This is a genomic window from Micromonospora sp. RV43, from assembly GCF_001029515.1.
Lineage (GTDB): Bacteria > Actinomycetota > Actinomycetes > Mycobacteriales > Micromonosporaceae > Micromonospora > Micromonospora aurantiaca.
The window spans coordinates 17,602-38,348 of record NZ_LEKG01000022.1; the positions used below are offsets into that span (position 1 = coordinate 17,602).

The 20,747-nt window shown below is 72.7% G+C and carries 18 protein-coding genes and 1 tRNA gene; 7 read left to right on the forward strand and 12 right to left on the reverse strand.

Annotation, left to right across the window (positions count from 1 at the left end; translation table 11 throughout):
• Window positions 1-30: 30 nt before the first annotated feature.
• Window positions 31-1,860 carry a hypothetical protein gene (locus ABD52_RS08080; RefSeq protein WP_047891392.1) on the reverse strand — a complete coding sequence of 610 codons (1,830 nt, stop codon included), beginning with the start codon at window positions 1,858-1,860 and terminating at the stop codon, window positions 31-33.
• Window positions 1,861-1,950: 90 nt separating this feature from the next.
• On the opposite strand from ABD52_RS08080, the gene ABD52_RS08085 reads away from it, so the two are divergent.
• The 4 genes from ABD52_RS08085 to ABD52_RS08100 all read left to right on the forward strand — a co-directional run bounded on the left by ABD52_RS08085 (window position 1,951) and on the right by ABD52_RS08100 (window position 4,252).
• A tRNA-Leu gene (locus ABD52_RS08085) sits at window positions 1,951-2,031 on the forward strand.
• 110 nt (window positions 2,032-2,141) lie between these two features.
• Window positions 2,142-2,999, forward strand: a complete 858-nt coding sequence (locus ABD52_RS08090) for a Bax inhibitor-1/YccA family protein (protein ID WP_013284113.1) — start codon at window positions 2,142-2,144, stop codon at window positions 2,997-2,999.
• 125 nt (window positions 3,000-3,124) lie between these two features.
• Window positions 3,125-3,883: a Bax inhibitor-1/YccA family protein gene (locus tag ABD52_RS08095; RefSeq protein ID WP_047891401.1), complete on the forward strand. Its 759-nt coding sequence runs from the start codon at window positions 3,125-3,127 to the stop codon at window positions 3,881-3,883.
• 48 nt (window positions 3,884-3,931) lie between these two features.
• Complete coding sequence (locus ABD52_RS08100; protein WP_047891393.1) at window positions 3,932-4,252, forward strand: hypothetical protein; 321 nt, start codon at window positions 3,932-3,934, stop codon at window positions 4,250-4,252.
• A gap of 108 nt (window positions 4,253-4,360) precedes the next feature.
• On the opposite strand, the gene ABD52_RS08105 is transcribed toward ABD52_RS08100, so the two are convergent.
• From ABD52_RS08105 to ABD52_RS08120, 4 genes are all read right to left on the reverse strand, one after another.
• Window positions 4,361-5,845 carry a CYTH and CHAD domain-containing protein gene (locus ABD52_RS08105; protein WP_047891394.1) on the reverse strand — a complete coding sequence of 495 codons (1,485 nt, stop codon included), beginning with the start codon at window positions 5,843-5,845 and terminating at the stop codon, window positions 4,361-4,363.
• Between the two features lie 40 nt (window positions 5,846-5,885).
• A complete protein-coding gene (locus tag ABD52_RS08110) occupies window positions 5,886-7,148 on the reverse strand; it encodes an acetyl-CoA C-acetyltransferase (protein ID WP_013284117.1) in 1,263 nt (420 codons plus the stop codon).
• Window positions 7,149-7,206: 58 nt separating this feature from the next.
• Window positions 7,207-8,019 carry an SGNH/GDSL hydrolase family protein gene (locus tag ABD52_RS08115; RefSeq protein WP_047891395.1) on the reverse strand — a complete coding sequence of 271 codons (813 nt, stop codon included), beginning with the start codon at window positions 8,017-8,019 and terminating at the stop codon, window positions 7,207-7,209.
• A gap of 156 nt (window positions 8,020-8,175) precedes the next feature.
• Window positions 8,176-9,222: an SGNH/GDSL hydrolase family protein gene (locus tag ABD52_RS08120; RefSeq protein ID WP_041798807.1), complete on the reverse strand. Its 1,047-nt coding sequence runs from the start codon at window positions 9,220-9,222 to the stop codon at window positions 8,176-8,178.
• Between the two features lie 141 nt (window positions 9,223-9,363).
• On the opposite strand from ABD52_RS08120, the gene ABD52_RS08125 reads away from it, so the two are divergent.
• Window positions 9,364-9,720: a YkvA family protein gene (locus ABD52_RS08125; RefSeq protein WP_013474058.1), complete on the forward strand. Its 357-nt coding sequence runs from the start codon at window positions 9,364-9,366 to the stop codon at window positions 9,718-9,720.
• Window positions 9,721-9,796: 76 nt separating this feature from the next.
• Window positions 9,797-11,167 (forward strand): cystathionine beta-synthase, encoded by a 1,371-nt coding sequence (locus ABD52_RS08130; RefSeq protein WP_013474059.1) that lies wholly within the window; start codon window positions 9,797-9,799, stop codon window positions 11,165-11,167.
• An 88-nt stretch (window positions 11,168-11,255) separates the two neighbouring features.
• On the opposite strand, the gene ABD52_RS08135 is transcribed toward ABD52_RS08130, so the two are convergent.
• From ABD52_RS08135 to ABD52_RS08165, 7 genes are all read right to left on the reverse strand, one after another.
• Complete coding sequence (locus ABD52_RS08135; RefSeq protein WP_013474060.1) at window positions 11,256-11,765, reverse strand: GNAT family N-acetyltransferase; 510 nt, start codon at window positions 11,763-11,765, stop codon at window positions 11,256-11,258.
• Window positions 11,762-12,691, reverse strand: coding sequence for a ribonuclease Z (locus ABD52_RS08140; protein ID WP_013284123.1), 930 nt, complete (start codon window positions 12,689-12,691; stop codon window positions 11,762-11,764). The genes ABD52_RS08135 and ABD52_RS08140 overlap by 4 nt, the downstream gene beginning before the upstream one ends.
• 304 nt (window positions 12,692-12,995) lie before the next feature.
• A complete protein-coding gene (locus ABD52_RS08145) occupies window positions 12,996-14,180 on the reverse strand; it encodes an osmoprotectant NAGGN system M42 family peptidase (RefSeq protein ID WP_047891396.1) in 1,185 nt (394 codons plus the stop codon).
• Window positions 14,177-16,015, reverse strand: coding sequence for an N-acetylglutaminylglutamine synthetase (ngg, locus tag ABD52_RS08150; protein WP_047891397.1), 1,839 nt, complete (start codon window positions 16,013-16,015; stop codon window positions 14,177-14,179). Before ngg ends, ABD52_RS08145 begins: the two co-directional genes overlap by 4 nt.
• Before the next feature lie 2 nt (window positions 16,016-16,017).
• Entirely contained in the window at window positions 16,018-17,808 is a 1,791-nt protein-coding gene (locus tag ABD52_RS08155; protein WP_013284126.1) for an N-acetylglutaminylglutamine amidotransferase, read from the reverse strand.
• Between the two features lie 313 nt (window positions 17,809-18,121).
• The gene (gene msrA, locus ABD52_RS08160; protein ID WP_013284127.1) at window positions 18,122-18,784 is read right to left on the reverse strand and encodes a peptide-methionine (S)-S-oxide reductase MsrA; all 663 of its coding nucleotides are present in this window, start codon (window positions 18,782-18,784) and stop codon (window positions 18,122-18,124) included.
• A 76-nt stretch (window positions 18,785-18,860) separates the two neighbouring features.
• A complete protein-coding gene (locus tag ABD52_RS08165; protein WP_013284128.1) occupies window positions 18,861-19,274 on the reverse strand; it encodes an HIT family protein in 414 nt (137 codons plus the stop codon).
• Between the two features lie 321 nt (window positions 19,275-19,595).
• Between ABD52_RS08165 and ABD52_RS08170 the strand changes: the two genes are divergently transcribed.
• Complete coding sequence (locus ABD52_RS08170; protein WP_013284129.1) at window positions 19,596-20,738, forward strand: cystathionine gamma-synthase; 1,143 nt, start codon at window positions 19,596-19,598, stop codon at window positions 20,736-20,738.
• Window positions 20,739-20,747 lie beyond the last annotated feature (9 nt).

Sequence of the window (20,747 nt, forward strand, 5' to 3'; positions counted from 1 at the left end):
CACGGGAGGGGCCCTTCGCCGTGTCCGGGGTCAGAACCGCCAGGTCCAGGCGTCGGCTAGCCGCGTACCCGGCCGCCCGTAGAGCTGCTCCAGGGTGCGGCGCAGCATCTCCGCGTGCGGCGTGTCGTCGGTCACCGCCATGCACGAGGCGTGCCAGAACTCGACGTCCCGGGCGGCCTGGCGGCGTTGCCGGTCACCGATCGCGGGTGCCACGCCGCGGCGGGCCACGTCGGCGAGCAGCGCCGAGGTGGGACGCTGCCAGGTGCCCATGGTGGCCGAGCCGTGCGGGCCGTACGGGCCGATGAAGAAGCCCTCCGGCATGGCGAACGCGACGCCGGTGGCGGTGGCCCAGCGCATCGGCCAGGGATCCTGCGGCGTGGCGGTGGGCACCGGTACCAGCACCCCGCCGGGGCGTACGCACCGCTGCCAGTGGCCGCCGGTGACGAACTCGGGCAGCGGCGGCCGGTCCATCGTGGGCAGCGGTGTGGGGAAGACGCTGAGCAGCGCCGCGCCGACCGCGAGCGGGACGACCCGGCGGGCCCGGCCGGGTTCGGCGAGCGCCCGGTGCACGGCGAGCGTGAGCACTGTGCCGACGAGCGGCAGCACCGCCAGCGCGAAACGCGTCGGCAGCGCGCCGTCCACCACCGGGATCCCGGCCAGCAGCGCGTACGGACCGGGGATCCCGGTCCGCTCACCGCCGGCCACCGCCTCCGGGCCGAGCGCGAGTGCGGCCATCGTCAGCGCGGCGGCCACGACCGCCACCACCGGGGCGCGCCGGCCCAGCCGGACCGCGCAGGCGGCGGCTACCAGCAGCAGCGGCCAGCCCAGGAACGTGGTGAACTCGGACGGACCGGTGGTGAGCCGTACCGCCTCCGGGCTGCCGAACACCGTCAGCGCGGACAGGCGGGTCCAGGCGATCAGGTCGGCGGAGAAGTAGGCGGGTGGGAAGATGCCGTCCGCGACGCCCTGCGGGCCGGCGAACTGCACCCACAGCGGGTACGCCAGCACCGGCAGCGCCAGCCCGGCGGCGACGAGCAGACCACCGGCGAACCCGGAACCGGCCCGGCGCAGCAGGCCCCGGTCGGCCAGCCCGTACGCGACGGCGGTCACCGCCAGGGTGAGCGCGGCGAGGAACAACACCTCCTCGCCGACGAATACCTGCACGGTGACGACCGCGGCGAGCCCGGCCGCGGAGGAGGCCGTCCGGCGGCGGTCCGGGCCGTCCGGGCGACCGGCCGGGTCGGCGGCGCGCAGCAGCCGGACCACGAGCCAGACCAGCACCGGGACCAGCCACTGCGCGGTCATGTGCAGGTGGCCGTTGCTCTGCGAGACCATGCCCGGCCCGAAGCCGCAGAGCGCCGCGCCGAGTACGGCAGCGAGCCGGCGGGCCCGCAGGACGCGGGTGAACAGCAGGTACCAGGCGAGCGCCGTACCGGCCATGTTCGCGGCGACGAGCAGGGCGAACGTCACGGGCGCCCCGAACGCCAGCGTGACCGGGGCGAGCAGCACACCGAGCACCACGATCGACGTGTTGGCCATCAGGTTGACCCCGTCCGGCGCGTTCAGCCGGCCGGTGACCAGGCTCAGCTCGCCCCGCAGGGCACGCGCGTCCAGCGCCAGGAACCACTCGTACAGCGTCTGGTCGGCCGGGTTGAGGGCGAGTGCGCGAGTGCCCGGCGCCGGCCAGAGACCGTGGGTGAGCCAGGCGGCGAGCGCGACGAACGCCAACCCGGCGAGCAGGTCCGCGCGGTGCCGCCGGACGGCGGCCGTCACCCGCCGTGTGACCGCCGCCGGGCGGGCCGCCCGGGCGTGATCGGGCCCGGGTGCCGTGCGGGCGGCGCTGGTCACGGCCTCGACCATAACGGCCGCACCCGTCGGGGTACGCCGCGTCGCGGCCGAGCCGCTACGGTGAGATCTGCACCGCCGCGTGTCGACGCGCCGGTGTCACCCGCCCGGGTGGTGGAACGGCAGACACGGCCGCCTTAAAAGCGGCTGCCGCAAGGCGTGCGGGTTCGACCCCCGCCCCGGGCACGTGAACTCTCAGCTTTCCCACAGCTAGCCGTAGCACGCGCGATTGCGGCCACGTCTACCCTGGAGTAGCACGTCTACGTGCGATCGACCCCCTGAGGGAGGCCTGAGAAGTGAAGACCTCGAACCCGGTGCTCGCCCGGCTCGGCCAGGCGGCAGAGCGTGAGCGGGCGGCCGGGTACGCCCAGCCCGGGCCGTACGGTCAGCCCGGATACCCCCAGCAGTACCCGCAGCAGCAGTACCCCCAGCAGCCCTACGCCCAGCCCTACCCGGGCGGCTACGGCCAGCCGGTGGCCCCGCCCACCGTGACCCCGATGACCCTCGACGACGTGGTCGTCAAGACGGTCCTCATGCTCGCCATCCTCGGCGCCTCGGCCGCGGCGGCCTGGGTGCTCGTGCCGGACTCGCTCGTCGGCGTCGCGTGGATCGGCGCCGCGGTCGTCGGCCTGGTGCTCGGCCTGATCATCTCGTTCTCGCGGATGGCCAACCCGGCGCTCGTCGTGGCGTACTCGGTCATCGAGGGCGTCTTCGTCGGCATGGTCAGCAAGGCGTTCGAGTCGCTCTACGACGGCATCGTGCTCCAGGCGGTCGTGGCCACGTTCGGCGTGTTCTTCCTGATGGCGATGATCTACAAGGCGCGGATCATCCGGGCCACGCCGAAGTTCGCCCGGATCATGGTGGCGATCATGGCCGGCCTGTTCGGCGTGATGCTGGTCAACCTGGTGCTGGCGCTGTTCGGCGTGAACACGCACCTGCGTGACGGCAGCCCGCTCGCGATCGGCTTCAGCCTGGTCTGCATCGTGGTGGCGTCGCTGAGCTTCGTGCTCAACTTCGCCGACATCGAGGAGGGGGTCCGGATGGGCCTCCCGCAGCGCTACTCCTGGACCGCCGCCTTCGGCATCGTGGTCGGCCTGGTCTGGCTCTACATCGAGATCCTGCGGCTGCTCAGCTACTTCCAGGGCGACGACTGACATCACGCCCTCCCCGACGACGCCCGCCTGCCGCATCCGCGGCGGCGGGCGTCGCCGTTTCCCCGTCCCCGCCGGACCGCCCGGGGCAGAGTGGGATCCGGGTACGTGGGCGGGAGGTGGTCACGGTGCGCAGTGCCAACCCGGTGCTGGACCGGCTGGACGACGTCGGCCGCGCCGAGCGGCAGGTGCTCGGCGTCGGTACCGCCGACACGATGACGGTGGCCGACGTGATCAGCCGGACCGTGGGTCTGCTGCTGATCACCGGCGTCACGGCGGCGGTGTCCTGGGTGGTGGTGCCGCAGGCCGCGTGGATCTCCGCCGCACTCGCCGGAAGCGCGCTGGCCAGCCTCGCCCTGGTGCTCGTCATCTCGCTGAAGCAGATCACCAGCCCGCCGGTCATCGTCGGGTACGCGGTGCTCCAGGGCGTGCTGCTCGGGGTGGCCAGCCGCGCCTTCGAGATGGTCTATCCGGGCATCGTGGCGCAGGCGGTGATCGGCACGTTCGGCGTCTTCCTCGGCATGGCCGTGCTCTACCGGGCCCGGCTGGTACGCGCCACCCCGCGCCTGGCCCGGCTGGTCATCGGCACGCTCGTCGGGATCGTGGCGATCGGCCTGGTCAACCTGTTCGCGTACCTGTTCACCGGGCGGCAGGGGGTGGTCGTCTACAGCCTCAGCGACCGGGTGGGCTGGCTGCCGTACCTGTTCTCGGTGGTGGCGATCATCGCGGGCGCGCTCAGTTTCATCCTCGACTTCGACCTGGTCGAGCGGTCGGCCGCGAACCGGCTGCCCCGCCGCTACGCCTGGTACTGCGCCTTCGGTCTGCTGGTCGGGCTGATCTTCCTGTACTGGCAGATCCTCCGCCTGCTCAGCTACGTACGCCGCTGACGCCGGCTGAGCACGCTCCGGCCTGGTGTCGCCGTAGACTCGGCGGCGATGAGCGCAGCGGAACTGGACCGGGCGGTGACCCTGCTGGTCCGACAGGTCGGGCACTGGCAGCAGCCGCGCTGGTCGGCCAAGGCGGACGGCGGCAACGTGTCCCGCGCCGACCTGGTGCACAAGCTGGTCCAGGAGATCGCCAACCTGGCCGCCGACGCGGCCGGTGAGCCGCGCCGCGAGGTGCCCCGCCTCCCCAGCGACCTGGCGCTGCCCGACCAGCTCCGCGTGGTAGCCGCCGACCTGACGCTCGCCGACCCGCCCGAGCCGGTGCTCACCGAGGCCACCGCCCAGGTAACCCGAACCCGCACCGCCCTCTGACCCCCGCCCTTAGTCGCGTTGATCATGAGGTTGGCGGCGACAAAACGGACGCGGATCCCCGTCAACTTCATGATCGACGGAGTAGGGGACGGTCAGAAGGAGGGTCGGTCAGGGCTTCAGCCAGCGGCGTACCTTGCGGTGTCTTGACCGGTCGCGGGCCCGCAGGACCGCGGGGCGGTCGTGGCCGGCGGCCTCGGCCTGCCTCGCGTGCAGCAGGCCGTAGGTGAACGTGTTCTCGCCGTCGGCGTACGCCTGGAGCGCCTGCCGTCGCAGCACCTCCCGGGTGACCACCGAGTCCTGGTGGGTGCCGAGCAGATCCTGGAGCGCCTTGAACCGCTTCACCAGCCGGGCGGCCCGCTTGCCGGCGGCCGGCTCGCGCACCTCCACCGCGTAGCGGGCGGCCTTGAGCTTCTTGCGTGCCTCGTGCAGCGCGGCGTCCCCGTCCGGCCCGGTGGTGGCGAGCGCCCGGTCCAGCCGGGTGTCGGCGCGGCGCACCGCCTTGCGGATCCGGCGGTCCGTCCAGCGCCGGCCGACGTCGGCGGGCGGGGCGTCGGCCAGCCGGTCGAGGCGGGTCAGCAGGGCGGGATAGCGGTCGGAGTCCAGCGCGGACCGCAGCGCGGTGGTCGCCTCGGCCAGGTCGGCGGCGAACCGTTCGCCGATCCGCGCCGCGACCGGGCCGAGCACCAGCTCGTCCGGCAGCTCGTGCACCGCCTCGGTGAGCCGGGCGGCCATCACCTGGGTGTCGCGGACCCGGCCCAGCTCGCCGCCGAGGCGGCGCAGCTCGGCCCGGACCGCCTCGCTCTCGCGGCGGTCCCACAACCCCCGGAAGGTACGCAGCGTCGCCCGCAACCGGCGGGTCGCGACGCGCATGTCGTGGACCGCGTCCTCGTCCCCCTGGTACGCGGCCGCGTGGTTGCCGACGATCGCGTCCCGCTGCACCCGGACGTACGCGAGGACCGGCGCCGCCGTGCCGTCCGGTTCCCGGTCGTCGAAGCGCTCGATCCGGCCGGCGACGGCCCGGTGCGACTTGCTGACCGTTACCTCGCGGGCGCCTGCCGCGCGAAGCTGCTCGCCGAGTGCGTCGAGCAGCGCCTCGTCGCCCTCGACCAGCTCGATCTCGATCTCGTGCCAGGTCCGCGCGGCGCCGTCCACCAGGTCCTCGGACCGGACGTCGTCCTCGGCCACCTCGGCAAGCACCCGGCCGTCCGCGTCGAGCAGCCGATGTTCCCGGCGGCGGTTGACGACCCGGGCCGCCGGTGCCACAGGCCGGCCGCGCGACGCGCCCCGGATCAGCGCGACCAGCTCGGGCGGCGGACCGTCGTCGGACGCCCCGGCGGGGAACTGGTGCTCGACCCGGGCGCCACCGACCGCGCCCACCTTGAGGTGCCAGCCCGCGTCGTGCCCACCGGTACGCCGGCGCAGCGCGTGCCCGCTGCGCAGCAGGAGCAGGTCGTCGGTGTCCCAGTAGACGGCGTCCAGATCCGAGACGGTGGCGTCGGACATGGTCACGACGCCACCGCACCCGGTCAGGTCGGGCAGCCGGAAACCCTCGTCGCCGGAGTACTTGCGCTCACGTTCCACGACGGTCGCCATGCGGCCTCCCGTACCCGGCCCGCGCACCGGCGAACCGGTCTCAGCTCAGTCGTTCGAGCACCATCGCCATGCCCTGGCCACCGCCGACGCACATGGTCTCCAGACCGATGGTCTTGTCGTGCCACTCCAGCGCGTTGAGCAGCGTGCCGGTGATCCGGGCACCGGTCATGCCGAACGGGTGACCGACGGCGATCGCGCCACCGGCGACGTTCAGCTTCTCCTCCGGGATGCCGAGCTGCCGGTACGAGGGGATCACCTGGGCGGCGAACGCCTCGTTGATCTCGACCAGGTCGACGTCGTCGATGGTCATGCCGGCCCGCTTGAGCGCCTGCTTCGACGCCTCGACCGGGCCCAGACCCATGATCTCGGGGGAGAGCGCGGTGACACCGGTGGAGACGATCCGGGCCAGCGGGGTGAGCCCCAGCTCGGACGCGCGCTGCGCGCTCATGATCACCACGGCGGCGGCGCCGTCGTTGAGCGGGCAGCAGTTGCCAGCGGTGATCCGGCCGTCCGGGCGGAACACCGGCTTCAGACCGGCCACCGCCTCCAGTGTCACACCGGCACGCGGGCCGTCGTCGGTGCTGACCACCGTGCCGTCCGGCGTGGTGACCGGGGTGATCTCACGGGCCCAGAAGCCGTCAGCGATCGCCTTCTCGGCGAGGTTCTGGCTGCGGACGCCGAACGCGTCCATGTCCTCGCGGGTCACGTCGTACGCCTGGGCCAGGTTCTCCGCGGTCTGCCCCATGGCGAGGTAGATGTCGGGGAGCTGCCCGGCCTCGCGCGGGTCGGTCCACACCTCGGAGCCGCCCTGGGCGCGGGCCGCGGAACGCTCCCGGGCCTCGGCGAAGCGCGGGTTCTCCCAGCCGCCGCCGACGAGGGCCTGCGCCTCCGGCGGCAGCGTGTCCGAGTTGCCCCGCGCGTACCGGGAGACCATCTCCACACCGGCGGAGATGAACACGTCACCCTCACCGGCCCGGATCGCGTGCATCGCCATCCGGGTGGTCTGGAGCGAGGACGCGCAGTAGCGGGTCAGCGTGGCGCCGGGCAGGCCGTCCAGGCCCATCAGGGTGGCGACCACCCGGGCCATGTTGAAGCCCTGCTCGCCGCCGGGCAGACCGCACCCGAGGTAGAGGTCGTCGATGGTGGTGGGATCGAGCGCCGGGACCTTGTCGAGGGCGGCCTGGACGATGGTGGCGGCGAGGTCGTCCGGGCGGACCTCGCGGAGGGAACCCTTGAACGCGCGGCCGATGGGGGACCGGGCGGTGGCGACGATGACGGCGTCGCGGGGCGACTCAATCGGCATGAACCAACGTTAACGCGCGAGTAACATGCCCGGGAAGCCGCGAGGCGGGCGGGAAATGTCACCCCGTGGGCGGTCGCCGGTGGTGCCGGAACGCGACGGCCGCCGCGGCCTCGACCGCCGGGAGCAGGGCGTGCGCCCAGACCCGGTACCCGTCGGCCGACGGGTGGAAGCCGTCGTGGCAGAGCGTGCCCGCGTCCGCGCGGAACACCGGACCGGTCTCGGTGCCCAGGTCGACGACGGTTCCGCCGGCGTTCAGCACGGCCGCGGTCTGGGCCCGCGCCATCCGCCGCCCGGACCAGCCGAGCACCTGACGCAACGGTGCGGCGACCGCGCGTACCGCCCCGAGATCGGGGCACGTGCCCACCACCACCTCGACGTGCGCCTCCCTGAGACGGCGTACCGCCGAGCCGAGATAGGCCGCCGCGTCGCCGGGCCGGGACATCGCGGTGGCGTCGTTCGCCCCGATCAGCACCACAGCCACGTCCGGCCGCTCACCGAGCAGCGCCCGGGCCACCTGAGTGGCCAGGTCGGTGGCGCGCGAGCCGGAGACCCCCACGCTGGACAGCTGCACCCGGCGGCCGGTCGGCCCCTCGGAGAGCAGGTTGGCGAGCTGACCGCCGATGGTGTCCTCGAACCGGTCGACGCCCACGCCGAGCGCCGACGAGTCACCCAGCAGCACCAGCCGCAGCGGCGGGGCGTCCGCACGGCCGACCGTCGCGCGCAGCACCAGACCCAGCTCGGGCTGGGCGTACTCGCGGGTGCGGGCGGCGATGGCCTGGCCGGCGAGGACCGCCGCGCCGCCCACCGTCCCGGCCAGCAGCGACAGGGCCGCCGCCCGGCCCCACCGGGCCACCTCGTTCCGCTCGCTCATGACGCCACTCCGCTTCGCTCCGTGCCGCCATGAGGCACCTTCGCGCTGAGCCGGCCGATTCGCTCGCTGCGCTCGCTCATGACGTCACTCCGCTTCGCTCCGTGCCGCCATGAGGCACCTTCGCGCTGAGCCGGCCGATTCGCTCGCTGCGCTCGCTCATGACGTTCCCTCCAGCGTTGCCGAGTCGGCGGCGCTGCCGGTCGGTGGCACCGCGCCGACGCCGAAGAAGGCCCGCCGGCGAAGCTGCGCCCACCGCCCGCCCGGTCCGCGGTCGCGACCCCGGAGCTGGGCGCCGCTGACCTCCGTGCCGGCGTGCCGGGCCGCCTGGTGGGCGGCCTCCGGGAGCGACCGTACGCCTTCCACGCCGGGCAGGACAGGCCTGCGTTCCGGGACCGCGCCCAACGCGGACAGCACGGTGGGCAGCAACGCCGCCGCGGCTATCGCGTACCCCTCGGCGGAGGGGTGGAACCGGTCCCAGGCGAACATCCGCCCGGGCTCGGCGGCGAACCGCGGCCCGAGCATGTCGCCGAGCGAGACGGCGCGGCCGCCGGCCTCGACCACGCCCACCGTCTGCGCGGCGGCGAGCTGGCGGCTCCAGCGCCGGGCCAGCCAGCGCAGCGGCGGCTGGATCGGCCGGATGGTGCCCAGGTCGGGGCAGGTGCCGACGACCACCTCGCAGCCGGCCGCCCGGAGCGTACGGACCGCGTCGACCAGGTAGCGCACCGCTACCGAGAACGGTGAGCGGTTGGTGACGTCGTTGCCGCCGACCAGGATCACGGCCACGTCCGGCTCGACCTCCAGGGCGGATTCGACCTGCGGCTTCAGCCCTGAGGACAGCGCACCGACCACGGCGAACCGGTGCAGCCGGACCGGCCGGTGCAGGCGGCGGGACAGCCCGGTGGCCAGCAGCGAGCCCGGTGTCTCCCGGCGCCTGTGCACGCCGTACCCGGCCGCTGAGGAGTCGCCCAGGATGACCATGGTGATCGGCGGGCCGGGCAGTCTCGCGCCGTACACACCGTCGCAGCGCGGCGGCGGGGCCTGCGCCATCGGGATGGTGCGGCGGGCCTGCCGGGCCTGGCCGAGCAGCACCCCGCCGGTGGCGGCGGTGGCCGCCACCGTGGCGCCCGTGCCGATCGCCGCGAGGCGGGCGATCTGCCGGGCGCGCTGCCGGCGGACCGGCGCGACGGAACCAGCGTCCCCCATGAACCGACAGTATCGCGCCGGTACGACCACTGCTGTCCTTGATCGGATGGCTGGGCGGTGCCCGGATCGGGTACCGATGGGTGCAGCGGACGCGGGCTTGCCACCGGGCCGCACCATGGTCGGGCGGAGAGGGGCGAAATCATGGGGAAGACGTTGAAGCGCAGCGCCGCGTTCGCGGCGCTGGCCCGGGCGCTGGCGGCGGGCACGCGGGGCGGGCCGTCGCTCGGGGCACGGCTGGCGGCGCTGCCGCGGATGATCCGCGCGACCACCAGGGGCGAGTACGACGGTGGCCTGCGCCTGGCGCTGATGGCGGGGGCGACGGCGTACATCGTCTCCCCGATCGACCTGCTCCCGGAGATCCCGCTGGCGATCTTCGGGCTGGCCGACGACGCGGTCATGGTCACCTGGCTGGCGGGCAGCGTGCTCGCCGAGACCGAGCGGTTCCTGGAGTGGGAGGCACGTCGCAGCTCCGTCATCCCCGGGCATGTGGTGCCCTGACGGCACGTACGCTGGTCGGCGAACTGACGGCTGACCGACCGCCCCACGACGGCGGCGCGACGAAGGGCACAACGAGGTGCAGTACTACGACAACGTCGTCGAGCTGATCGGCAACACCCCGCTGGTACGCCTGCGCAACGTCACCGAGGGCATCCAGGCCACCGTGCTGGCGAAGGTGGAGTACGTGAACCCGGGCGGCTCGGTCAAGGACCGGATCGCGATGCGCATGGTGGAGGACGCCGAGAAGGCGGGCATCCTGCGGCCGGGCGGCACGATCGTGGAGCCGACCAGCGGCAACACGGGCGTCGGGCTGGCCCTGGTGGCCCAGCTCAAGGGCTACCGCTGCGTCTTCGTCTGCCCGGACAAGGTCAGCCAGGACAAGCAGGACGTGCTGCGCGCGTACGGCGCCGAGGTGGTGGTCTGCCCGACCGCCGTCGCGCCGGAGGACCCGCGCTCCTACTACAACGTCTCCGACCGGCTGGCCCGGGAGATCCCCGGCGCGTGGAAGCCCAACCAGTACAGCAACCCGGCCAACCCGCGCTCGCACTACGAGACCACCGGTCCGGAGCTGTGGCGGCAGACCGAGGGGAAGATCACCCACTTCGTCGCGGGCGTCGGCACCGGCGGCACCATCTCCGGCATCGGCCGCTACCTCAAGGAGGCGTCCGAGGGCCGGGTCAAGGTGATCGGCGCGGACCCGGAGGGCTCGGTCTACTCGGGCGGCACCGGCCGGCCGTACCTGGTCGAGGGCGTCGGTGAGGACTTCTGGCCGGAGACGTACGACCGGGGGATCGCCGACGAGATCGTCGAGGTGTCGGACAAGGAGTCCTTCGAGATGACCCGCCGGCTGGCCCGCGAGGAGGGTCTGCTGGTCGGCGGCTCCTGCGGCATGGCAGTGGTGGGCGCGCTGGAGGTGGCCCGCAAGGCCGGCCCGGACGACGTGATCGTGGTGCTGCTGCCGGACGGCGGCCGGGGCTACCTGTCGAAGATCTTCAACGACAAGTGGATGGCCCGGTACGGCTTCCTTGACGACTCGGGCACCGAGCCGACCGTCGCCGACGCGCTCACCGGCAAGCCCGGTGGCCTGCCCGAGCTGGTGCACGTGCACCCGACCGAGACGGTCCGCGACGCGATCGACTACATGCGCGAGTACGGGGTCTCCCAGCTTCCGGTGCTCAAGGCCGAGCCGCCGGTGGTGACCGGTGAGGTGGCCGGCTCGATCGCCGAGAAGGACCTGCTCGACGCGCTGTTCACCGGCCAGGCCCACCTGCACGACACGATCGAGCGGCACATGGGCGAGCCGCTGCCGATGATCGGCGGCGGCCAGCCGGTGAGCGAAGCGGTCGGACTGCTGGAGAAGGCGGACGCGGCGCTGGTGCTGGTCGACGGCAAGCCCAAGGGCGTGCTGACCCGCCAGGACCTGCTGGCCCACCTCGGCGCCCGCTGACCCTGCGTGTAAGGAAGGGCCCCCTTTTAACACTCGGTGTTAAAAGGGGGCCCTTCCTCTACTGGAGGCGTTAAGAAGGGGCCCTTCCTTACAAGCGGCGGGCGTAGCGGAGCTGGGGGACGAGCACCCGGCCGATGTGCTCGTCCCGCTGCTCACCGGTGGCGGTCCAGCCGCCGCGCTCGTAGAACCCCCGCGCGACGGCGTTGTCCCGCAGCACCCACAGCACCGCGCGCGTCCATCCCCGGGCCCGCATCGCGTCGAGCGCGTCCACCATCAGCGCCCGCCCGGTGCCCCTGCCCCGCTCGGACGGCTCCAGGTGGATCGCGTTGAGCAGCCCGGTCGCCGGGTCGCCCTCGTCGTCCGGCCCGAGGTAGCTGAAGCCCACCAGCCGCCCGTCCCGCTCGGCCACCGTCATCCGGTGGTCGGCGCCCTCCCAGGTCAGCCGCTCCACCCAGTAACGGCCCATCGCCTCGGGCGTCGGGTCGGCCAGCGCCTCGGACGGCAGGAACGACGAGTACGCCGCCGTCCGGGAGCGCTGGTGCAGGGCGCCGACCGCCATCAGGTCGGCCCCGGTCGCGGAACGTAGGGAGATCGTCACCCGGGCGACGGTACCCGCCGGGGCGGCACCTGCACCGTCTGGAGATCCTCGGCGATCACCAGATCACCGGAGAAGTGCTCCCGGGCCTCGTCGTGGAACCGGCGCGGGTCGGCGTACCGCTGGGAGAAGTGGGTGAGCACGAGCGTGCGTACCCCCGACTCGGCCGCCACCCGCGCGGCCTGACCGGCGGTGAGGTGCCCGACCTCGGCGGCGAGCGCCGCCTCCGACTCCAGGAACGTCGACTCGATCACCAGCAGGTCGGCGTGCTCGGCCAGCGCGTACACGCCGTCGCAGAGCCCGGTGTCCATTACGAACGCGAACCGTTGCCCCGGCCGGGTCACGCTCACCTCGTCCCGGGTGACGCGGCGTCCGTCGCGGTCCAGGTGCCCGTCGCGCAGCAGCCGCCCCACGTCCGGACCGGCGATGCCGTACGCGGCCAGCCGCTCCGGAAGCATCCGGCAGCCGTCCGGCTCGACCAGGCGGTACCCGTACGTCTCGATCGGGTGCCGCAGCCGGCGGGCCTCCAGCGTGCCGATGCCCAGCGTGATCCGCTGCCCGTCGGCGTCGATCGGCTCGACGGCGAGTTCGGCGGTCTCGTAGAAGCTGGAGGCGTGGCGCAGCCGGGCGAAGTACTCGGCGCCGCCGGCCGGGAAGTGCACAGCCACCGGGCGCGGTACGCGGTCGAGCGAGAGGCGCTGGATCATGCCGGGCAGGCCGAGGCAGTGGTCGCCGTGGAAGTGGGTGACGCAGATGCGGGTCAGGTCGGTGGCGGTGACCCCGGTGTGCAGCATCTGCCGCTGGCTGCCCTCGCCCGGATCGAAGAGGATCACCTCGTCGTCCCAGCGCAGCAGGTAGCCGTTGTGGTTGCGTTGCCGGGTCGGGGCCTGGCTGGCCGTACCGAGCACCACCAGCTCACGCATGGACACGGCATCCTCCGGAAGGCAAAAAGCGACCCCCGGGGCTTCCGCGCTCACGCGCGGGCCGGCTGGACTGGGCCGGCACCCCGGGGGTCGGGTGGCTGTCGTGGTTTCGCCGCACCGCTGCCACACGGTCTCGACGATCGTGCATGCCCGCCTCGCGGCGGACGAGTTTTCACTGTCGAGGACAGCGGCTAGCGGACAGCCACCTCACGAGTCCGATTGCTATACAAGTCTGGACCACCTCCTTTCCCGTGTACCGCCACGCTATCCACTTCCCGGCGGCCGCGGCAACGGATTTCGATCACAGGCGTCAGTCCAGGCCGATCGGGCCCTCGCGCGGGCCCTCTTCATTCGCCGGCTGCACTGCGAGCGACGGGAAGTCGGCCAGGTCGCCCTCCGGCTCGGCGTCCCACTCGGGGAAGACCAGCGGGCTCTGGAGGTAGAGGCAGAGCAGCTGGGTGAGCTGGTGCAGACCGTCGAGGTGGGTGCGCTCGTGGCCGTGGGTGGCGTCCACGCCGAAGCCGAGCAGCGCCACCCGGGCGTGCGCCCCGGCCTCGACCGCGGCGGCCACGTCCGAGCGGTAGTAGTCGAACACGTCGCGGACCAGGTCGACGCCGTGCTCCTTGGCGATCGAGGCGAGGTTGCGGGTCAGGTGGTAGTCGAACGGGCCGACCCCGTCGCCCATCGCCAGCGTCGCGGCGGTCTCCCGGGACTGCTGGCCCGGCGCGACCACAGCCGCGTCCACCGAGACGATCTCCGCGACGTCCGGGTCCAGCCCGTGGCTGGCGCCATGACCGATCTCCTCGGTGACGGTGACCAGCAGGTGCGCGGTGACCGCCGGGGTGACACCGGCGTCGACCATCGCCTTGAACGCGGTCAGCACCGCCGCCACGCCCGCCTTGTCGTCCAGGTGCCGCGACTTGACGTACCCGTTCGGGGTGATGGCCGGGTTGGGCAGGAACGCGACGAAGTCCCCGGCGTCGATGCCCAGCGCCCGCAGCCCGGCCTCGTCGTGTACGGGCTCGTCCACCCGCACCTCGACCAGTTCCCAGCCGACGCCCTGGAGGTCGACCGCCTCGTTGTAGCGGTGGCCGCTCGCCTTCAGTGGCAGCACCTGGCCGGTGACCACCCGGTCCAGGTCGTCGGTGAAGATCCGCACGTGGGCGCCCTCGGCGAAGCGGGCGCTGTGCGTACCGATCGGGTTGACCTCCAGCCGGCCGTTCTCCTTGAGCCGCTTCACCATGCCGCCGATGGTGTCGGTGTGCACCACCACGGCCCGGTCGGCGCCGGTCGACCGGGGGCCGGGCAGACAGGCGCTCAGCGCCCCGCGACGGGTCAGCGTGGAGCTGATCCCGATCGCGGAGAGCCGCTCGCCCACGTACTGCTGGATGTGGTCGGTGCGCCCCGACGGGCTGGGGATCTCCAGCAGCTCCACCAGCACCTGGCGGAGGTAGTCGAGGTCGAGCTTGAGCGGTTGGGGTTTGCGTGCGGTCATGCCCCAGAGCCTGCCGCACCGGCCGGCGACCAGAGTCGCTGCGGTGCCCGGGTACCCGGGAAGAGCAGGTCGACGAAGCGCTCGGCGGTCGGCTGCGGCTCGTGGTTGGCCAGTCCGGGCCGCTCGTTCGCCTCGATGAACACGTGTTCCGGCCGGTCGGGGGCGGGGACCAGCAGGTCCAGCCCGGTGACCGGGATGTCCAGCGCCCGGCTGGCAGTGACGCACGCCTCGGCGATCGCCGGGTGCAGCTCGGCTGTCACGTCGTGGATCGTGCCGCCGGTGTGCAGGTTGGCCGTCCGCCGGACCGCCAGCACCTCGCCCTCCGGGAGCACGTCGTGCATCCGGTACCCGGCCTCCGCCACCACCTCGCGGGTCATGTCGTCGACCGGGATGCGGGACTCACCGCCGGTGGCCGCCGCCCGGCGCCGGCTCTGCCGCTCGATCAGCTCGGTGATGTCGTGCACGCCGTCGCCCGTGATCTGCGCGGGCCGACGCACCGCGGCGGCGACCACCTCGTGGTCGATCACCACGACCCGCAGGTCCTCGCCCGCGCGCAGCTCCTCGATCAGCACGTCCGGGCAGAACCGGCGGGCCAGCTCGACGGCCGCGGTGAGGGCCTCCGGCGTACGCACGCCGACGGTGATGCCGTTGCCCTGCTCGCCGCGCGCCGGCTTGACCACCACCGGACCCACGTCGTCGAGGAACGTGACGTCGTCGGGCTCACCGGTGGCGGTACGCCCGCGCGGCACCGACAGCCCCGCCTCGGTGAGGATGCGCCGGGTCACCCGCTTGTCGTCGCAGCGGCTCATCGCCACCGCCGAGGTCAGCTCCGACAGCGACTCGCGGGTGTGGATGGTCCGGCCGCCGGTGGTCAGCTTCAGCTCACCCCAGTGCGGGTCGGTCACCTCGACCCGGATGCCGCGGCGCATCGCCTCGTCCGCGACGATCTTCGCGTACGGGTTCAGCTCGTCGTAACCCTCGGGCATGGCGGGCAGGAACAGGCGCTCGTTGATCGGGTTCTTCCGCTTCACGCAGAGCGTGCCGGTGCGGTGGAAGCCGAGGCGCTCGTACAGCCGGATCGCGCCCGAGTTCTCGGCCAGCACGGACAGGTCCACGAACGCCCGGCCGCGCTCGTCGAGCCGGTCGGCGAGCGCGGTGAGCAGCGCCTGCCCGGTGCCGGGCGGGGCGGTGTTGAAGTCGACTGTGAGGCACCACAGGCTGGCACCCTTCTCCGGGTCGCCGAAGACCGCGACGTGGTCCACGCCGGTGATGGTGCCGACCACCTCACCCGTGGTGTCCTCGGCCACCAGGTGCAGGAACCGGTCCGTGCCGGCGTTGTCCACCAGCACCTCGACCGGTGCGGTGACCATGCCGTTGCGCGCGTAGATCCGGTTCACCGCCTCGGCGTCGGCGGCGTCGCGCAGCGGCCGGACGGTCAGCCCGGGGACCTCGCCACCCTCGGTGGCGGCGGGTCGCTTCTCGCCCAGCGGCAGCCGGTACGTCAGCGACGGGTCGATGAACAGCTCGTCCGGCAGCCGGGACACCAGCACGTGCGGGTCGCGCAGGTAGATGCAGATGTCACGGGCGCCGACCGCCTCGGAGCGCAGCACGTCGGCCACGTGCACCTGGTCGTCGAACGTCTGCCCGAACACCAGCCGGCCCCAGCCGCAGTCCAGCACCACGCCCGAGGCGTCGGCGGACGCGGTCTCCGGCTGCCGCGGCTCCGGCGTACCCGGTGCGACCGGGTCACCGCCGGGGCCGGTGAGTTCCCGGCGACGGCCCAGCACCCGTTCCCGGTCGGTACGCGCCGTTCCGGTGGCGAGGGTGTCCGTCACGGTCAGTCGATTCCGTGGCTCTGGAGCCACATTTCCAGGAGTCCCAGTTGCCACAGCTTGTTTCCGTTCAACGGGGTCAGTTCGGCATTCGGGTCGGCGAGCAGCGCGTCGACGTAGTCGGCGCGGAACAGGTCGCGACGGCGCGCCTCGGGCGCGGTCAGCGCGTCGCGTACCCGGTCGAGGAGCTTGCCCTCCAGGTGGGTGAGTCCGGGCACCGGGAAGTAGCCCTTGGGCCGGTCGATGACCTCGTGCGGCAGGACCCGGCGCCCGATCTCCTTGAGTACGCCCTTGCCGCCCTGGGCCAGCTTCAGCTCCGGCGGGCAGCTCGCGGCCAGCTCGACGAACTCGTGGTCGAGGAACGGCACCCGGGCCTCCAGCCCGTGCGCCATGGTCATGTTGTCGACCCGCTTCACCGGGTCGTCGGTCAGCATGACCTGGGTGTCGATCCGCAGGCCCGCGTCGACGGCGGTCTGCGCCCCCGCGCGGCCCAGGTGCGCGGCCACGAACTCCCGCGCCGGGTCGCCGTCGGCCAGCCACGCCGGGTTGAGCACCCGGGCCAGTCCGGCCGCGTCGCGGTCGAAGAACGCCTTCGCGTACGTCTCGAGCGCCTGCTCCCGGTCCACCCCGGCGAGCGGCGGGTACCAGTGGTAGCCACCGAGGATCTCGTCCGCGCCCTGGCCCGACTGCACCACCTTGACGTGCCGCGCGACCTCCTGGCTGAGCAGCCAGAACGCCACGCAGTCGTGGCTGACCATGGGTTCGCTCATGGCCGCGACGGCGGATTCCAGCGGCGGCAGCAGGTCACCGGTGGGCACCCGGATCTGGTGGTGGTCGGTGCCGAACGTCTTCGCGACCAGGTCGGAGTAGACGAACTCGTCGCCCTCCCGGCCGCCGACCGCGTCGAAGCCGATGGAGAACGTGGCCAGGCCGGACCGGGCCTGCCCCTCGCCGGCGAGCAGCGCGACGACCAGGCTGGAGTCGAGGCCGCCGGAGAGCAGCACGCCCACCGGCACGTCGGCCACCATGCGGCGGCGTACGGCTGTGGTCAGCGAGTCGAGCAGCGCGTCCTGCCAGTCCCGCTCGGACCAGCCGGCCCGCTCGGCGGCGCGGCTGAACGCCGGATCCCAGTACACCCGCTCGTGGGTGGAGCCGTCCGCCTCGTACACCCGGACCGTGGCAGGCGGCAGCTTGGTGACGCCGGCCAGGATCGTGCGCGGCGGCGGCACGATGCTGTGGAAGCTCAGGTAGTGGGCGAGCGCCACCCGGTCGATGGTGGTGTCGATGCCGCCACCGGCGAGCAGCGCCGGCAGGGTCGAGGCGAACCGCACCACGCCGGGGCTCTCGGCCAGGTAGAGCGGCTTGATGCCGAGGCGGTCCCGGGCCAGCACCAGGCGGCCGGTGTCGCGCTCGCTGATCGCCACCGCGAACATGCCGATCAGGTGGTCGACGAAGTCGAGACCCCACTCGGCGTACGCCTTGACCACGACCTCGCTGTCGCCGGACGAGAAGAACCGGTGGCCCTTGGCCTGCAGCTCGGCGCGCAGCTCTCGATAGTTGTAGATGCAGCCGTTGAAGACACCGGTGAGCCCGGCGGCGGCGTCCACGATGGGTTGGCCGCTCGCCGCGGACAGGTCGATGATCTTCAGGCGCCGGTGTCCCAGCGCGGTCGGGCCCTGCGACCAGACGCCGCTGTCGTCGGGCCCTCGGTCACTCATCGTGGCCGCCATCCGCTCCACGGCCGATACGTCGGCGCGTGAACCGTCACGGCGGAACTCTCCCGCAAGTCCGCACATACGAGCCAATGCTGCCAGAGCTTGTTGCAGTTCGCCTGTTGAGACGATGACGAACGTGTGACAGCTTGCTACGATGCGCCGTCACGCAGGGTGGTTGCCTGTCACGCCTTCGGTTCCTGCCTCGCTCCCCCCGATGTCGGAAATCGGCTCCGGCGAGGCTGTGAGGAACGCCGCAGAGACGGGCGCCGGCGGCTGGCCCACGGTTCGTCGCCGATCTTGCAGTTCGGGCCCCTGGGATGCCCCTTCTGCGAGCCTCGGGGGGCACCAAACTGCAAGATCGCGCGAGCGTGGGTGCCGCCGGCGCGCGGTGGGGCTAGCCCGAGGTGCGGGCCACGCCGACCGGGCAGCTCAGCCCGTTCGGACCGTGGTTGCAGTAGCCGTTCGGGTTCTTCGTCGGCGCCAAATACTGCTGGTGGTAGTCCTCGGCGAAGTAGTAGTCGCCGAGCGGCGCGATCTCGGTGGTGATCTCACCCTTGCCGGCCCGGGCCACGATCGGCGCGAACGCGTCCCGCGACGCCTTGGCCGCGGCCAGCTGCTCGTCGGTGGTGGTGTAGACGGCCGAGCGGTACTGGGTGCCCACGTCGTTGCCCTGGCGCATGCCCTGGGTCGGGTCGTGGTTCTCCCAGAAGACCTTGAGCAGGTCCTCGTAGGCGATCTTCGACGGGTCGTAGACCACCTGGACCACCTCGGCGTGCCCGGTCATGCCCGAGCAGACCTCCTCGTACGTCGGGTTGGTGGTGTACCCGCCCGCGTAACCGGCCGACGTGGTGATCACGCCGGGGAGGGTCCAGAACAGCCGCTCGGCGCCCCAGAAGCAGCCCATGCCGAAGACGGCGACCTGCGCGCCCTCGGGGAACGGGCCCTTCAGCGAGGACGGCAGCACCTCGTGCCGGTCGGCGATCGGCATCGCGATCGGGCGGCCCGGCAGGGCCTGGTCAGGAGAGATCATTTCGGCCTTCATGCGGCGGAGGAACACGGTGGGACTCCTCTCTTGGCTTTCCCAGCGTGTGCAACATCGTCGGCCCCGGGTTCCTTACCCGCCCACGTCGGCGTCAGGCCAGCGCCGCCGAGATCCGCCCGGCGAACTCCGTCGCCTCGGCGTCGTCGGCGTACCGGGTGCGCGGCCAGAAGAAGCCGCGCAGCCCGTCGCCCTTGGTCCGGGGCACCACGTGGGTGTGCAGGTGCGGTACGGACTGGGACACCCGGTTGTTCATCGCCACGAACGTCCCACCGGAGCCCAGACCGGTCTCCACCGCCACGGCGATCCGCTGCACCAGCCGGAAGTAGCCGGGCAGCGCGTCGGCCGGCAGGTCGGACAGGGTGACCAGGTGGGTGCGGGGCACCACGAGCACGTGGCCCTTGAACACCGGCCGGGTGTCGAGGAACGCGACCCCGTCCGGCTCGTCGGTCACCCGGAACGCCGGTACCGCGCCCGCCACGATCCCGCAGAACACACACCCGCTCACGAGCTCACCCTAGGCCCCACCCGGTCGACCCACCTCCGGGCGAGTGTGATCATGAGGTTGGCGGCGACAAATCGGACCGTGACCGCCGTCAACCTCATGATCGACGAGAAGCCGGCAGTGGGGCGAGGTCGGGCGGTCGCCGCTCCCACAGCTGGATCACCCGGCGCGCGGTCAACTGTCGAATACGAGGCCAGTCCTGGCGGAGCAGCGCCTCGGTCGTACTCACCGGACCAGTATGGCCGACCACCCCGACACCTTCGCGGTTGTGACTCGCGCCGGGTTGACGAGAGCGGGAGCGGGCGGGAGGCTAACGTCTGCGGCATGAGCCACGGCTTCGAGACACTCGCCATCCACGCCGGTCAGGACCCGGAGGCCCGCACCGGTGCGGTGATCCCGCCGATCTACCAGACCAGCACGTACGCCCAGGACGCCGTCGGCGCGCCCCGCGAGGGCTACGAGTACAGCCGCTCCGGTAACCCCACCCGCGACGCGCTCCAGGAGTGCCTCGCCGCGCTGGAGGGCGGCCCGGTGGCGCTCGCCTTCGCCAGCGGCCTGGCCGCCGAGGACACGCTGCTGCGGACCGTCTGCAAGCCGGGCGACCACGTGGTGATCCCGGACGACGCGTACGGCGGCACGTACCGGCTGTTCGCCAAGGTGGCCGAGCGCTGGGGCCTGTCGTACACCCCGGCGAAGGTCTCCGACCCGGACGCCGTGCGTGCCGCGATCCGCCCGGGCACCACCAGGATCGTCTGGGTGGAGACGCCGACCAACCCGCTGCTCGGCATCGCCGACATCGCCGCGCTCGCCGCGGTGGCGCACGACGCCGGCGCGTTGCTGGTGGTCGACAACACGTTCGCCTCGCCGTACCTCCAGCAGCCGATCGCGTTCGGCGCGGACGTGGTGGTGCACTCCACCACCAAGTACGTCGGCGGACACTCCGACGTGGTCGGCGGCGCGCTCGTCGCGGCGGACCGCACGCTCGGCGAGGAGCTGCGCTACCACCAGAACGCGATGGGCGCGGTCAACGGGCCGTTCGACGCCTGGCTCACCCTGCGCGGCATCAAGACCCTCGGGGTACGGATGGACCGGCACTGCGACAACGCCGAGCGGATCGCGGCCTACCTGGACGGACACGCCAAGGTCGCCCAGGTCGTCTACCCGGGCCTGCCCTCGCACCCCGGCCACGAGGTGGCTGCCAAGCAGATGCGCCGGTTCGGCGGCATGATCTCGTTCCGCGCGGCGGGCGGCGAGGAGCACGCCGTCCAGATCTGCAACCGGGCCCGGTTGTTCGTGCTCGCCGAGTCGCTCGGCGGCGTCGAGTCCCTGATCGAGCACCCGGGCCGGATGACACACGCAAGCGCTGCGGGCTCGCCGCTTGAAGTTCCCGGCGATCTCGTGCGACTGTCTGTCGGCATCGAGACGGTCGACGACCTGCTCGCCGATCTGGAGCAGGCCCTGGGCTGACCGCTGGTT

Excerpts from the sequence above, each read along its gene's own strand:
- ABD52_RS08080 (WP_047891392.1), bottom strand. The coding sequence starts at position 1,860 with ATGGTCGAGGCCGTGACCAGCGCCGCCCGCACGGCACCCGGGCCCGAT.
- ABD52_RS08100 (WP_047891393.1), top strand. The coding sequence starts at position 3,932 with ATGAGCGCAGCGGAACTGGACCGGGCGGTGACCCTGCTGGTCCGACAG.
- ABD52_RS08105 (WP_047891394.1), bottom strand. The coding sequence starts at position 5,845 with ATGGCGACCGTCGTGGAACGTGAGCGCAAGTACTCCGGCGACGAGGGT.
- ABD52_RS08110 (WP_013284117.1), bottom strand. The coding sequence starts at position 7,148 with ATGCCGATTGAGTCGCCCCGCGACGCCGTCATCGTCGCCACCGCCCGG.
- ABD52_RS08115 (WP_047891395.1), bottom strand. The coding sequence starts at position 8,019 with ATGAGCGAGCGGAACGAGGTGGCCCGGTGGGGCCGGGCGGCGGCCCTG.
- ABD52_RS08120 (WP_041798807.1), bottom strand. The coding sequence starts at position 9,222 with ATGGGGGACGCTGGTTCCGTCGCGCCGGTCCGCCGGCAGCGCGCCCGG.
- ABD52_RS08125 (WP_013474058.1), top strand. The coding sequence starts at position 9,364 with ATGGGGAAGACGTTGAAGCGCAGCGCCGCGTTCGCGGCGCTGGCCCGG.
- ABD52_RS08145 (WP_047891396.1), bottom strand. The coding sequence starts at position 14,180 with ATGACCGCACGCAAACCCCAACCGCTCAAGCTCGACCTCGACTACCTC.
- ABD52_RS08155 (WP_013284126.1), bottom strand. The coding sequence starts at position 17,808 with ATGTGCGGACTTGCGGGAGAGTTCCGCCGTGACGGTTCACGCGCCGAC.
- ABD52_RS08170 (WP_013284129.1), top strand. The coding sequence starts at position 19,596 with ATGAGCCACGGCTTCGAGACACTCGCCATCCACGCCGGTCAGGACCCG.